11 protein-coding genes are annotated in these 13,490 nt (G+C 68.3%); 2 read left to right on the plus strand and 9 right to left on the minus strand.

Annotated features, from left to right (window positions below; translation table 11 throughout):
• Nucleotides 1-3: 3 nt before the first annotated feature.
• The 7 genes from ACIBW9_RS04225 to ACIBW9_RS04255 all read right to left on the minus strand — a co-directional run bounded on the left by ACIBW9_RS04225 (nucleotide 4) and on the right by ACIBW9_RS04255 (nucleotide 5,917).
• Complete coding sequence (locus ACIBW9_RS04225; protein ID WP_398951009.1) at nucleotides 4-297, minus strand: hypothetical protein; 294 nt, start codon at nucleotides 295-297, stop codon at nucleotides 4-6.
• 121 nt (nucleotides 298-418) lie between these two features.
• Nucleotides 419-1,285, minus strand: coding sequence for an immunity 49 family protein (locus ACIBW9_RS04230; RefSeq protein WP_398951011.1), 867 nt, complete (start codon nucleotides 1,283-1,285; stop codon nucleotides 419-421).
• A 15-nt stretch (nucleotides 1,286-1,300) separates the two neighbouring features.
• The gene (locus tag ACIBW9_RS04235) at nucleotides 1,301-3,895 is read right to left on the minus strand and encodes a hypothetical protein (protein WP_398951013.1); all 2,595 of its coding nucleotides are present in this window, start codon (nucleotides 3,893-3,895) and stop codon (nucleotides 1,301-1,303) included.
• A gap of 2 nt (nucleotides 3,896-3,897) precedes the next feature.
• The gene (locus ACIBW9_RS04240) at nucleotides 3,898-4,296 is read right to left on the minus strand and encodes a DUF6507 family protein (RefSeq protein WP_398951016.1); all 399 of its coding nucleotides are present in this window, start codon (nucleotides 4,294-4,296) and stop codon (nucleotides 3,898-3,900) included.
• Between the two features lie 60 nt (nucleotides 4,297-4,356).
• Entirely contained in the window at nucleotides 4,357-4,668 is a 312-nt protein-coding gene (locus ACIBW9_RS04245) for a pore-forming ESAT-6 family protein (protein ID WP_398951018.1), read from the minus strand.
• 61 nt (nucleotides 4,669-4,729) lie between these two features.
• Nucleotides 4,730-5,062 (minus strand): hypothetical protein, encoded by a 333-nt coding sequence (locus ACIBW9_RS04250; RefSeq protein ID WP_398951020.1) that lies wholly within the window; start codon nucleotides 5,060-5,062, stop codon nucleotides 4,730-4,732.
• A 261-nt stretch (nucleotides 5,063-5,323) separates the two neighbouring features.
• Nucleotides 5,324-5,917 carry a hypothetical protein gene (locus ACIBW9_RS04255; protein ID WP_398951022.1) on the minus strand — a complete coding sequence of 198 codons (594 nt, stop codon included), beginning with the start codon at nucleotides 5,915-5,917 and terminating at the stop codon, nucleotides 5,324-5,326.
• Nucleotides 5,918-6,153: 236 nt separating this feature from the next.
• Here ACIBW9_RS04255 and ACIBW9_RS04260 point away from each other — a divergent pair, with 236 nt between their 5' ends.
• Nucleotides 6,154-7,188, plus strand: a complete 1,035-nt coding sequence (locus ACIBW9_RS04260; protein ID WP_398951024.1) for a sulfotransferase — start codon at nucleotides 6,154-6,156, stop codon at nucleotides 7,186-7,188.
• Nucleotides 7,189-7,218: 30 nt separating this feature from the next.
• Here ACIBW9_RS04260 and ACIBW9_RS04265 read toward each other — a convergent pair whose 3' ends face one another.
• A complete protein-coding gene (locus ACIBW9_RS04265) occupies nucleotides 7,219-9,831 on the minus strand; it encodes a LamG-like jellyroll fold domain-containing protein (RefSeq protein WP_398951026.1) in 2,613 nt (870 codons plus the stop codon).
• A 975-nt stretch (nucleotides 9,832-10,806) separates the two neighbouring features.
• On the opposite strand from ACIBW9_RS04265, the gene ACIBW9_RS04270 reads away from it, so the two are divergent.
• Nucleotides 10,807-11,814 carry a substrate-binding domain-containing protein gene (locus tag ACIBW9_RS04270; protein ID WP_398952094.1) on the plus strand — a complete coding sequence of 336 codons (1,008 nt, stop codon included), beginning with the start codon at nucleotides 10,807-10,809 and terminating at the stop codon, nucleotides 11,812-11,814.
• 18 nt (nucleotides 11,815-11,832) lie between these two features.
• On the opposite strand, the gene ACIBW9_RS04275 is transcribed toward ACIBW9_RS04270, so the two are convergent.
• Complete coding sequence (locus ACIBW9_RS04275; RefSeq protein WP_398951028.1) at nucleotides 11,833-13,455, minus strand: AMP-binding protein; 1,623 nt, start codon at nucleotides 13,453-13,455, stop codon at nucleotides 11,833-11,835.
• Between the last annotated feature and the right edge of the window lie 35 nt (nucleotides 13,456-13,490).

A 13,490-nucleotide genomic window follows, 5' to 3' on the forward strand; every position in this document is an offset into this window, starting at 1 on the left:
TTATCACCGGGCGGAAGGCGCACCGGTGGGTGTTTCGGCGGACGGTGAGGACGGTGCCGTAGTCGAAGTCCCATACGGGCTCGAGGCCTTGCCCAGAACCCGATGCGAAACGAACGACCACCCCACACACCCGGCACACAACACCGCAGCGATCACCACACCCGCAAACACCTTGCCCAGCCGCTCGTCCACGGTGCGCCGCTGCCGCTGCCCGCCGAACAGCACGGCATCGCGGAGCCGACGCCGCCGGACGGAGACCGACTCGAGGAGTTGGCTGTCGTAGTCCTGGGCTGGCATGGCTCAATTCCGAATTGTTGGTGGCGTGACGGCCTGGATGGAGATCACCGCTTCCTGCCCATTGCCACCACATCCTCCATGGGGATGTGCCAGCCTCCGAGGCAGGGAGATCTCCGGCCTATCAGGTGGGGAATGCGCCGACCCACGTCCGCTCCAAAAGATGCTTGGGCAGGTACTCGGACTCGACTTCGACAGGGATGTCTGCGTCGAAGGCCATGCAGGCGATGGCCAGTGGGCCCAAAGCTACTAGTCCCTCGCTGCTCTTGGGCCGTGCGGCATCGCCAGTCCAGTACTCGCGGTGCCAGGTGACCGCGTCTGCCAGGGCGGCGTTGAACGGCTCCGGCTCTTGCCGCTGATAGCGATGGAAGATCTCCAGCGGCGGGTAGAGGATCTTGAGCATGAGTTCGGCACTGGCGATGTGGGGCGCCGCTGGGTCCGTACCGTTGATGGCGGTGACCAGCGTGTCCCAGGTCTCCTGGCGGCCGAACCAGGCGTTCTGCAGCGTCTCCACCCACGCATAGATGTACTCGTCGAACTCCACCCCGGAAGCGCGGAGGAACGAGGTGGGAATACGCGCCAGTTGGTCAAGGCGCTCGTTGTCGCGGCAGATCACGGCCAGGTAGTACGAGGTGAGCCAACTGCCCGCGTGCAGGTACTCCTGGGGGCCCGTCGCGGGGAGGTTCTTGATCTCACCTTTGCTCCCGATACGGCACGGAACGGGGCCTTCCGCAGCAGCTCCTGAGATGAACAGCCCCGAGCCTACCTGCATCGCAGTCACCCACGCTTCCCACGTCGGGAATTCCCCTGCCGCAGGATCCGTCAGACAGGTCCACTTTGCGACGGTCAGCGCGTAATCCAGAGCGTCGAAACGGTCGAACTCTGAGGTCTCGAGTTCCGAGAGCGCCTCTATGGTGCTCTGGATGATCGGCGCCATGGCTTCGTCCACGTTGTCCACCATGAAGTCATGGCGGGGAATGCGGATGACCACGTACCCCCCTTCCTCTCAGTAGATCTTCAGTTCTTCCACTATGGCACCATCATAAAGGGAGCCGTTGGGCTCCTGGGCCTTGACCAGGACGTATCTCAACTTCCCTGCCTTCAGTGCGTTCCGGAACTCACGCGCAAGCTCGGCGTCACGGCCGCCACGTTTCGTCATCTCGGCCATGATGGTTCGCAGGTACAGAAGAGTGCCTTGCTTCACCCTCATGCCCGCTGCGCCGCCATCGTCGCCGAGATGCGGATTCGTGGGGTCCTCAGGATCGGCGCGCCCCTGTCGCCAGTCGAGGTCGTTCCCTGGGGCCTTGTCCTCGGCTATCAGGATTCCGTCGTCCTTGAGCCTGTATGCCCCGTCGAACATGTTGGCGCCGTTGGCTGTCTTGGGAAGCTCGATGGCCTCGGCACCCGGAAACTCGTGCGGAATCGCATGGAGCCTGGAGGCGTCCTCACCCAGGTTCTCGGAAATCTTACTGTTGGGTGGCACGTCACCAAGCTGTTTGGCGTACGTCTCTTGAGCAGCGGTAAGGGCCTCGTGGTTCGCTGCGGAGGGCGTCCCATCAAACGCTCTCTGCGCATTCATGAGGTCCCGATAGGCCTGACGTTCCGCAGCCCGCCTGTCGAGAGTCGGCAGGACCTTGTCGGGCGCAGTACCTCGCGGGAGCGGCTTCGAGCCGAACCGGACTTCGGACGGACCGCTCGGCAAGTTGTGCTTGGCGACCCAATGCCCGTGAGAATCCTTCGCGAGCTGAGGGAGTTCGACTCCGTCCACCAGCCCGATGTTGGGCTTCCTGCGTCCGAGGATGTCGTAGTGGTCCTTGCGCCACTCGGGATCTTCGTTGGCCCTCCGGACATGCTCGTCCTGGATGGCCTTACGCTCAGCAGGAGTCAGCTCCCGCTGTCGCTCGCCTTGGGCGCCGTCACCATGCGTACGGTCCGAGTTGTGCTCATCGGGTCCTGTTGAGTGCGCGGCGCCGTCATTCGACTGGTCATGCTCTGGGCCGGTGCCGGACACGCCGCGGCCCGCTACGGGGCCGTTTCCAGAACCGTGTGAAGCGCCGCTGGCGCCAGTAACCGGGCGCTCCCCGGTAGATGCACCGTTCCCGAGATCTCGTGCGTTGCCGCCGACGGTGTGGTCGCCACCCCTACTTGCGTCACCGACGGAATTCGTCGCCGCGTGTGCGCCGACAAGTTCAGGCTCTCGGGTGCCAGCAGCCGCTGAGCGCGGTGTGGACTCTTCGGTGGTGCGATCGGCGGTCGACGCCTCGACCTTGGCATCGGTGACGTGTTGCCGCAGAGTGCCGTCGGCATTGAGGACGTGGCCGTCGCTCGTGAGGTAGACCGGGTTGCCCTTGGCATCGACGTACTCGATGGCGTTGTCGGGCACGGAGGCCGGGCGTTCCCCGACCGGCAGCGGGTGTTCGGCGGGCGTGTACCTGTCGGCGACGTTAGCCATGTCCAGGTACGTGCCGGTGTGGAGATTCTTCAGCGTGCTGAACGTGTCGCCGACCTTGACGAAGGCGAACTTGCCCACCTTGCCGATGTACGTCATCGGGTCGATGGCCCGGCCGACCTTGCCGACCACCGAGAGGGTACGGGCCGCAGCACCGGCCTTGCCCGCCCCGCTTGCCGCGCTGCCGATGCCCTCGGTGCCGGCCACGGTCAGGACGTTGAAGCCGAATGCGCCGGCCGCGCGGGCCGGGTTGGTCTTCCACTGGTCGTAGGCGAGGAAACCTTTCACCGCCTGGGTGTGGACCTTGCGCGACTCGCGGAGCCACGAGGGCAGTTGGTCGTCCGGGATCAGCCACCAGGCGCCCAGCGTCGCGCTGGTGAGGGAGGTGGCCGTGCCCAGCTTGGCGAGGTTCTTCCAGGCCTCGCCGGCCGCGCCCCAGCCGTCCGAGCCGAACAGGGTGCCCAGGCCGTGGATGGTGCCGATGACACCGTCGTGCCAGACGCCGTCCCACACCTGTCCGGTCTGGTGGACCAGCCAGGACCAGCCTTCGTACTCCCGCTCGACCGGCGCTCCCCAGGGGGTTTCCTTGGCGTGGTCGAGATCGGCGGCGTTGTAACCGTATGTGTTCTTGCCGTGGGAGCCGTCGTCTGCGGTCAGGCCGGCTCCGCCGATCAAGGCCATGATCTTGTTGTAGGCGGTGCGTTCGGCGGCCTGGAAGGCGGCGACCGTGTGGTTGACGTCGTGCCACAGGTCGTTGTTGTGGTCGACCTTGTCCTGGTCCTTGCGCCAGTCGTCGTCCCCGGTCACCGAGTTCACGAACGCGGTCGCGTCGGCCTTGAGCGCGTCCAGCTTCTGTACCAGCGGCTGCACTTCGAAGCTGTAGTCCGACAGGGCCGTGGCGACCTTCTCGAGGTCGTCGGCGAACGCGTCCGACTTCTGCTTCACCGGCAGCGTGGTGGCGAACAGCTGCTCCGCCTCCGGCGCCGAATAGAACGCGGACAGGCCCTGGAACTCGGTGTGCACGTCCGAGCCGGACGCCCGGAACTGGCCCGCGTCCGCGGTCAGCAGCATCACATCGGTATCGAGCGTGGCCAGGTCGCCGATGAAGTGCGGGATCCCGGACGGGTCTATGAGCTTCGCCTCGTCGCCCACCGCTATTGGCCCTCCGTGCGACTGCCCGTCTCACCCTTGCCGGGCATGTCCACCTTCGGCTCCTTGGCCGCCGCCTGTTGGGCGTTCGCCGCCTGCTCCAGGGAGCCGGCCATGTAGTGGCGGGTGGCCTCGTCCGCTCCGTTCAGGGACTTCGACGTCCGCTCGGCGATGTAGCGGAGATCCCGGCTCCAGTGCTCCGCGAACTGGGCCAGTGCCGAACCGACCAGCCCGACCGTGCTGGTGTACGGGCCGTACTGGCTGGTCAGCGTCCCTGCCGCGGAGGCGGCTTCCTCGAGGCTGCCCTGCATCGCCGAGCCCGCGTCCGACATGTCCTTCGCCGCGGTCGCCGTCTTGGACAGCACGCCGTATACGCCTGCCGGATGGATGTCCCATCCCGTCACGACATTCCCCCTCGTCCCCGTACCTGCCGGGCACCTGCCCGCCGTGCGCCTTCCGCTGCGTCAGCCGATGTTGTCGACGGCCGCCTTGGCCTTGGCCAGGGTCGACTGGGCGGTACCGTCGTTCTGTTCCAGCGTCGAGCGGACCAGCCGGATGATCTCGCGGACCTCGCTGGCCGCGCGGTGCCAGCGGATTTCCTTGCCGTGGTACTCGTCGGCGACGCCGTCCGCGGTGAAGTCGGCCATAGCGGCCTTGACGACGCGGTCGCGGTCGGCCAGTACGCGCTCCAGCTGGCTGATGACGCCGGCGAGGCCGCCCTGGACCTCGGCGGAGGCGCCGGTGTCGTAGGAGCGCCGGTCCTGATTCTGGGCCATGATCGAGTGTCCCCCTGAAGTTGGTGACGGATGAGGCGACTTGACGGTTGTCGGCTACGACTCAGCGTGCGCCGAAGCGGGCCGCGTCGAAGTTGGCAGCGCTCATGTTCTGCTGGGCGTTGTCGCCCAGTTCCACGTCACCGGTACCGAATGCGGTGTCCATGCCGGACTGGCCGCCCAGGATGGCGCCGAGTGAGCCGTTCAACTCGTTGGTGATCTCGTCGGCATGCGCCTTGAACGCGTCGAACGCGGCCTTGCCCGCCCCGTTGAACTTCCCCTCGAGCGGTTCAGCCGCCTGGATCAGCAGTCGGATCAGCGCGCCCAGGTCCTCGCTGGAACCGGCGGTGCTCTTGCCGAGCTCCGACAGGGTCGTCGACCCCATGTCGAACTTCATCAACCCACCCCCGTAAGTGTGTTGTGTGCTGTTGCTGCATGACCGTCGCGACGTGATGGTGTATCACGCACGCCTCACAGCTCGTCGAACATCCTCTCGTGCCACACGTTGCAGGCGCAACGCAGAAGGTGGCGAAGTGGCGTGATCTAGTTCATGAGGGGCCGTGAAAGAACGTGTGGGGTGCAGGGCGGCCGGTGCCCCTCCCGGGTGACTGGGCTCGTCTTCGGTGCTCGACGAACGCGTAGCTCCGCTGCCGATACGTCAGGCGCGGTCGCGTCGGATCAAAGTGTCGTAGGCTCCGAAATTGGGCACGGACTCCCAGTTGCCGGAGACGTCAATGCCGTGGCGGCTTTCCCTGGATTCCTCGCCGTCGACCTCTGCAATGCGCCGAATGATGCCCTCAGTCGTGAACTCGTAGGACTCCGTGCGCTCCGCGTCCGCGTATCCACCTCGCTCCTCCGAACCGCCGTAGTCGTACGAGGTTGCTGTCTCCAGAAAAAGGGAGCCATCGATGAGGGTGAAGGTGTAGTCGAGAGAGTCGCGTCCGTGCTCGTCCATGAAAATGACTGAGGCGTAACCGGTCTCCAGTCGCATTTCCACGCGTAGCGCCGGGGTGGAGTGCTTATGGGCGGATGCGACAGCGGTGTACAGCTCGCCGGACGCATGCCTGGCCTGAGCTTGCTCGGGCGTCAGTGAGTTCATGGGCCCCTCGGTGAGGTTGTTCCACTGCTCGCAGTAAGTCCAGATCATCGCTGATTCAGCCCGTGCCCTTCGGTAGCCAAACGTCTCGGGCGGGTGAGGCGCTGCCCAGGTGACGAACCCCCAGTGGTTCCTGCTCCAAGCCTGGACGAGCACGCCGTTGGTGTGTGGCCGACCAGCCCGCCCGCCCGGCGCATCAGCGCGCCGCCCCCGACCCTCATCCCCGAGCCCGCCACCTGACCATGATCTCCAGCCCGCGCGAGGTCGCGGCAGCCGTGAAAGCCCGGCGGGCGGGCCCCCGACGCCCCGTAAAGTGGCGCCGTTACCAAGTTGGACGGCACGCACACACGTGTACGACCCCCGACGACCGGCGGACCATGCGGAAGGTGACCATGCGCTCCTTGACCTTCGTCATCGGCACCGGCCGCAGCGGCTCCACCGCGCTGTCGCGCATCCTCAACGCCCACCCGGACGTACTCAGCCTCAACGAGTTCATGGCATCGGTGGGTGACGCGGCCTTTCCCAAAGGGGAGTTGAGCGGTGAGGAGTTCTGGCAGGCGCTCTTCCGGCCCGCCCCGCACTTCCAGCGGATGATCCGCAGTGGGCTGCCGTTGCCGGAGTTTCTCTACACGCGTCGGACCGGGAGGTACACGGCGGCGGCCACCGGGATTCCCGCGCTCGCCCTCATGGTGCTGCCCCACCTCACGGACGATCCGGACGGGCTTCTCGACGAAATCGGGGCAGCGGTGGTTCGCTGGCCCGAACGGGGTGCCGCCGAGCACCACCGGGCGCTGTTCGGTCTGCTGTGTGCGCGGTTCGGGCGGACCGCGGTCGTGGAGCGGTCCGGGTACTCGACCGGCTGGGCGCCGGGGCTGCGGGCCGCGTTTCCGGACGCGAGGTTCGTGCACATGTTCCGGGACGGGCCGGACTGTGCGCTGTCCATGAGCCGCCATCCGGGATACCGCACGATCTCACTGCTGCTCGAGATCAAGGCACAAGCCTGCGTCGACAGCCTGGGTGACCTGACGCCCGAGCACGTGCGTGCGCTGCCCGCGGATCTGGCCCCGCTGCTCGACGAGCGCTTCGATCCCGCCCTCGTACGCGACCGGGACATCCCTCTGCGGACGTTCGGCGCGCTGTGGTCGGAGCTCGTCACCGAGGGCACGCGGTTCCTCGGTGAGTTGCCCGCCGAGCAGCGCAGCACGCTTTCTTACGAGAACCTCCTGGAGCGTACAGAGGAGGAGCTGACCCGTCTCGCCGGCTTCATTGGCGTGGCGCCCCTGCCAGAGTGGCTGCTCGCCGCATCCGAACTGCTCGACCACAGCCGCCGCGGATCCGCCCGGAGGCTGCCCGCGGCCGCATTCGGCGAACTCAGTGAGAGCTGCGCCCCGGGCACCCGCGTGCTGGAAGGGTGGCCGGGGCGCTGACCGGCATACGCGTAAGACGTCCGCGCGGTATCAGGTCAGGGTCAGTTCCAGGACCGTCACGGAGAGCGCCGGTACGGTGCTGGTGAAGGTCGCCGCGGCGCCCGTGACCGTGGTGGTAGTCGGCACGAGGGTGTCGGGGGATGTCAGCGTGTTGGTCGTGGTGCGTGAAGGGCCCGTCAGGACGGTTGCCTTGGCGTTTTTCCTGACGCCCTTCCCCAGCCCCTTCAGCTCGACCGGCACATCCACCTTCTCCGTCCCGGAGTTGACCACCGCGAGGTAGAGACGGTTCCCGGCGCGCGTGGCGACGGTGGCGACTGCGGGCAGCGCGCGTGCGGTGGCCGGGAGCACCGTGGTGCCGAGCTTGCTCGTCAGCATGTGCTGGGCCCAGTAGCTGGGCGAGACGTAGCTGGTGAGGTTGTCGTAGGCGATCAGGTTGGTGGCCCACACGTTGTTCTTGACGTGGGAGAAGAGCGGGGCGTAGCACTCCATCAGAACCTGGTCCGAGTTGCGGATCAGGCCGGCCAGCCACGCGGCGTCGCCCAGGGCGGCGTTGAGGTCGGGGGTGGGGCGGCCCTCCTGCGCGGCCCATTCCCCGACGAAGACCTTCGTCGAAGCGCGGTCCCGGTTGTCGTACTTGTGGGTGGCCGACTGGGCGGCGGACGGTGCGAGGTAGTAGTGCTCGTCGATCAGGTCCGGCGTGCGGCTCGTCACCGTCGTCGTGGCGATCAGCTTCAGGTGCGGGTACTTCGCCTTGATCGCGTCGTGGAAGGCCGTGAACCGGGCGTCGTAGGAGCCCGAGGAGTCGAACCAGTCCTCGTTGCCGATCTCCACGAACTCCAGCGGGAACGGCTTCGGGTGGCCGTCGGCCGCACGCTTGGCGCCCCAGGTGCTGGTCACGGGGCCGGTGATGTACTCGATCTCGTCGAGGGCGTCCTGGATGTACGGCTTGAGCGCGTCGCCGGTGACGTGTTCGCCCTGCAGTGCGTAGCCGGCGAAGACGGCCAGGACCGGCTGGGCGTGCAGGTCCTCGACCCACTCCAGGTATTCGAGGAGACCGAGGCCGTCCGTGGACCAGTAGCCCCAGGCGTCGTCCATGTGGCCGGGGCGCTCCCAGACCGGGCCGATGGTGTTCTTCCAGTTGAAGCGGGTCGCGATCGTGTTGCCCTCCAGGAAGTTTCCGCCGGGGAAGCGCAGGAACTTCGGCTTCAGGGCGACCAGCTTCTCCATCAGGTCGATCCGCAGGCCGTTGGGGCGGTTGTTGTAGGTGGGCGGGAAGAGGGAGACGTGCTGGAGCCACAGCGTCTCGCCCGCGGCGGTGGGGTCGGCCGTGGTGACGGTCAGCCTCGCGTCGCCGGTCACGGGCGCGCCCGAACCGGTGCGCAGGGTCAGTTCGAAGGGGCGGTCGGGAAACGCCGTGCCGATGTGGGGCACACGAGCGGACGCGTACACCGTCGCGCCGTCCGCCGACTCTAGGGCCACCGTGAGGGGACCGATCCGGCGCGACGCCTTGGCGAAGAGGCGGGCCGTGTAGGTGGTTCGGGGGCGTACGGGTATGCCCCAGAAGCCGTCGTTGGCCACTCCGGCACGGTTGCCGGCTCCGGTACCACTCGGCAGTACGACCTTGAGGGAACGGGTGAGTACGTCGTTGAGGGGCGTGGTGGTGTCGAGCGCGAGGGTCGTGCCGCCGACGGCGGACCAGTGCACGGGCGCGGTGTCGCTGGCCATCATCGAGCGGTTCTGGACCAGTTCGGCGTAGATGCCGCCCTCGCCGGAGTGGTTGATGTCCTCGAACATCAGACCGGGGAGGATGGGGGACACGGCGTGGGCGGGGTGTGCGACGTCCACGCTCAGCAGCGGGGTCGTGGTCTCCACCGGTACCCCCGCCAGCGTCGCGACCTGGTCGGAGGTGAGGGCGGTCGGGAACATCCAGACGTCGTCGATCAGGCCGTGCCACTGGTCGACGTGCCCGCCGCCGTAGAGCGCCCGGCCGATCGCGGTGTCGCCGGTGCCGGCCCAGCCCGCCGCGTAGTCGGCCTGGCCCTCCAGCACACCGTTGACGTAGAGGCGGGTGACGCCGGCCGAGGGGTCGCTCACACCGACCAGGTGGGTCCAGGTGCCGGTGGCGGGGGCGGAGGCGGCGGCCGCAACGGCGGCGCCCTGGGTGGCGTCCGAGGCGAGCCGGGCGAAGGCGAAGGTGCCGGTGTCGTCGCGCAGGCCCAGGTAGAAGGCGCTGACGACCTTGCCGTCGATGCTGACGGCGGTCTGGTAGCCGCCCAGCTGGCTGAGGTTGACCCAGGCGGCCACCGAGAACGCCTTGGAGGTGTCGAGGGCCGGCCCGGAGGCGGTCGCGTTGCCGCCGGCCGTGAGGCTCAGGCTGTGGGCGCCGACCTTGCCGGTGTCCCAGCCGGCCGCGCCCTGGAGGGTCGCGGCGTGACCGTTGCCGGAGGCGTCGGCGGCGGAGGTGCCGGAGCCCTCGTCGAAGGTCCAGTGCGCGGCCGCGGCGGGGAGGTCCGAGGCGCCGGCGTCCGTGGCCGCGCGCTCGACGGCCCGGGCCGGAGCGGCGGCGGCGAAGGTCCCGGCCAGCGAGGCGGCGCCGAGGGCTGTCAGAACGGTTCTGCGGGGGAGTCCGGCTGGTGAAGGCATGCGGGAGTTCCTTTGCGAGACGGATTCATCGGGACAGGGACAACTGCGTGGGGGCGTGGCCGGGGAGGGGAGGACGGGCGGGAGGTGGGCTGAGGTGGCGCGAGGTGGGGCCCTTCCTCGGCGCGGTTTCGACCGCGTCCGGAGGCAGTTGGACGTCCGGATTCAGCCGGACGTCAGCCCGCCCGTTGGACGCAAGCCCGCCCATCGACCGCGCCGCAGGACAGGCCGCCGGTCCGCAGGACAGGCCGCCGGTCCGCCGCAGGGACAGGCCGGCGGACCAGCGGCGAGCGGGTCGTCGGGTCAGGGGGCGATGTCCCCCTGCTGGCAGGTGTTGCCCAGCGCCGACCCGAGCTGCGTCGCGGTGCCGTTGTTGAAAGCTGTCAGGCGTCTGGCTGTCACTGTGAACCTCTTTCGTATTGCATTCTTCGCCGGGCCGCGTCACAGGAGCGTGGATTGTGGGCGCTAACAATCGAGGCTGTCGTATGCCGCCGCTCACCTGGAGCTCTTTGGGGGACGGGGGAAGGGGAGGCGGCCGGAGTGCGGGCTGCTTTGCAGGTCAGACAGGTGTTCCGGGCTCCGCCGGGGTGGGGCGCACATGGTGTTCTCGGGCGGTGGGGGTGATCGCCCGGTCTTGCGACTCCGTCTTTTTACGCCGGGATGAACAGCCGGTCAACACTGTTGCACGGTCAAGAGAGTGGAAACAGTAGGTGTGAACTCCGGTCGTTCCGATGTGTTTTCTGGCCCGATGGAGCTCTTCCTGAGGGTGAATGCGCTGTTCGCGGGGCCCTTACGTCTCTGGGGTTCTGTTGCTGTGCCGAGCGCGAGCCGTCCGGAGCCTTGACCCCGGCAGATTGTGCGCGCTAACAATTCCTCCACAGCGAGTCGACCCCACTCGGAGGAGCAGCCGATCGGAAACATCGGAAACAATGGCAGCAACGAAGGGGGTGGAGCGTGGACGCGGAACGCGCACCGGTGATGGCGGACGTGGCCCGGCTCGCGGGCGTCTCGCACCAGACCGTCTCGCGGGTGCTCCACGACCACCCGAACGTACGGTCCACCACCCGGGACCGGGTGCTCGCCGCGGTCCGCGAACTCGGCTACCGCCCCAACGCCGCCGCCCGCACCCTGGCGACCCGCCGCACCCGCACCCTGGGTGTGATCAGCTTCAACACCACGCTGTACGGCCCGGCCTGCATGCTCTACGGCATCGAACAGGCGGCCAGACAGCACGAGTACTTCGTCACCGTGGCCGCCGTGGGCGCTCTCGACCGGCGTTCGGTACTGGACGCCGTCGAGCGGCTTCGGGGGCAGGGCGTGGAGGGCATCATCGTGATCGCGCCGCAGACCACCGCGGTCGCGGCACTGGCGAACGTACCGCCGGACGTGCCCCTGGTCGCGGTCGGCTGCGGCACCCACACCGAACTCGCCTCGGTCGCCGTGGACAACGAAACGGGTGCCGAACTCGCCACCAACTACCTGCTCGACCTCGGCCATCGCACGGTGCACCACCTGGTCGGACCGCGTTCCTGGCTCGACGCCCAGGAGCGCGAGACCGGATGGCGCAGGACCCTGGAGAAGCGGGGCGTTGCGGTGACGGAACCGCTGGCCTGCGCCGACTGGACGGCTCGCACCGGATACGAGCTCGGCCGGCGGATCGCCGCCGACCCGGAGGTCACGGCGGTGTTCTGCGCCAACGACCACATGGCCCTCGGCCTGCTGCGGGCCCTCCAGCAAGCGGGGCGCGGAGTGCCCGAGGACATCAGCGTCGTCGGTTTCGACAACATGCCGGAGACCGAGTACTTCGGCCCCTCGCTGACCAGCGTCCACCAGGATTTCGACGAACTCGGCCGACGTGCCGTGGGCGCGCTGATCGAGATCGTCGGCGCCCCCGAGGCGGGGCTCCCGGCGGCCGAGGAGACACCTCACATCGTCATCCCGCCCACGCTCGTGGTGCGCACCTCGGCGACCCGCCCTCGCCCCTGACGCAGTAAGGGAACGACGTCACTTGGGCGGCCGGCCCGCCACGTACTCCTCCCGGAGCGTGTTCTTGCGGATCTTGCCTGAGCCGGTCAGGGGGAAGCCCTCGACGAACACCCAGGTGCGGGGCGTCTTGTGCGGGGCCAGGTGGGCGCGGACGTGGTCGAAGAGTTCCTTCTCCAGCACGGTCTCGTCCACCGTCCCGCCCGCCGTGTGATCGGGGGTGAGGCGGATGAAGGCCGCGACCCGTTCGCCCCAGACCGGGTCGGGGAGGCCCACCACCGCTGCCTCGGCGACCGCGGGGTGTTCGGCCAGGACCTGTTCGATCTCGCGCGGGTAGATGTTCTCTCCGCCGCGGATGATCATGTCCTTCAGGCGGCCTTCGATACGGCAGTAGCCGCGCTCGTCCATCGAGGCGAGGTCGCCGGTGTGCAGCCAGCCGTCGGCGTCGACGGCGGCGGCGGTCGCGTCCGGGGCGTCGAGGTAGCCGGTCATGACGTGGTAGCCGCGGGTGCAGAGTTCGCCGGTGGTGCCGGGGGGTACGGGCGTTCCCGCCGCGTCCACGATCTTCACCTCGGACAGGGGGAGGGGCTTGCCCACCGTGTGGGCGCGGTCGTCGGGGGTGTCGTCGAGGCGGGTGATCGTGATGCCCGGGGACGCCTCGGTCTGGGCGTAGATGATGGCCATCGGGACGCCGAAAGCCTCCTCGATCCGGCGGACCAGTTCGGGTGGGACCGAGGCGCCGCCGGACAGCATGAACCGCAGGGACGACAGGTCGGTGCGGGGGAGTGCCGGGTGTTCGAGCATGGCGATGAGCATGGTCGGCACGCCGCCCAGCATCACGCAGCTTTCGGACTCGGCGAGTTCGAGCATCAGGCCCGGCTCGAAGTACGGGGGCAGCACATGGGTACCCAGGCTGATGACCGAGGCCAGGGTGGCCAGTACGCAGCCCGCCGTGTGGAACAGCGGCATCGGGTTGAGCACCGCCTCGCCCGGCTGCAGGCCGAAGGTGCGGACGTAGGCCAGGCGCGCGTTGTTGGTGATGCCGCGATGGTGCAGGATCACGCCCTTCGGGATGCCGGTCGTGCCCGAGGTGTACTGGATCTGGGCCGGCGCCGAGGCGTCCCCCTCGGGCAGCGCGCGGTCGGGGGAGGCCTCGGCGCAGAACTCCGCCCAGTCCTCGAACAGCACGCTCGTGTGCAGATCGGGCAGGTCCGCGCGGATGTCGGCCAGCGTGCGGGCCATCGGGTTGCCGCGGTACTCGCGGAGGAGGAAGACGCCGGCCGACCGGGAATGGCCGAGAACGTGGCGCAACTCCGCCTCTCGCAGGGCCGGGTTGACCGTGACGAGCGTGATGTCCGCGAGGGCGGCGGCCATTTCGAGGATCACCCACTCCGGGATGTTGTTCGCCCACACGGCCACCCGATCGCCCGGTGAGAAAAGGCCGAGCAGGGCCCGCGCCGCGCGCTCGGACTCGTCGAGCAGTTCGGCATACGTCCACCGGCGGCGCCCGGCGGCATCCGGCACCCCCTCGACCAGGGCGACCGTCTCCGGTGCCAGCCGGGCCGCACGGCGCAGCAGTGATCCGACGGTCTCGTCCAGGAGTTCCTCGCCGGGCTCGCCCGCCCAGTACGACGTTGCCACCATGTCAGCCCCCCCGGAACGCTGTGCGCCGTGTGTCT

The organism is Streptomyces sp. NPDC049541 (assembly GCF_044465725.1).
Classification (GTDB): Bacteria; Actinomycetota; Actinomycetes; order Streptomycetales; family Streptomycetaceae; genus Streptomyces.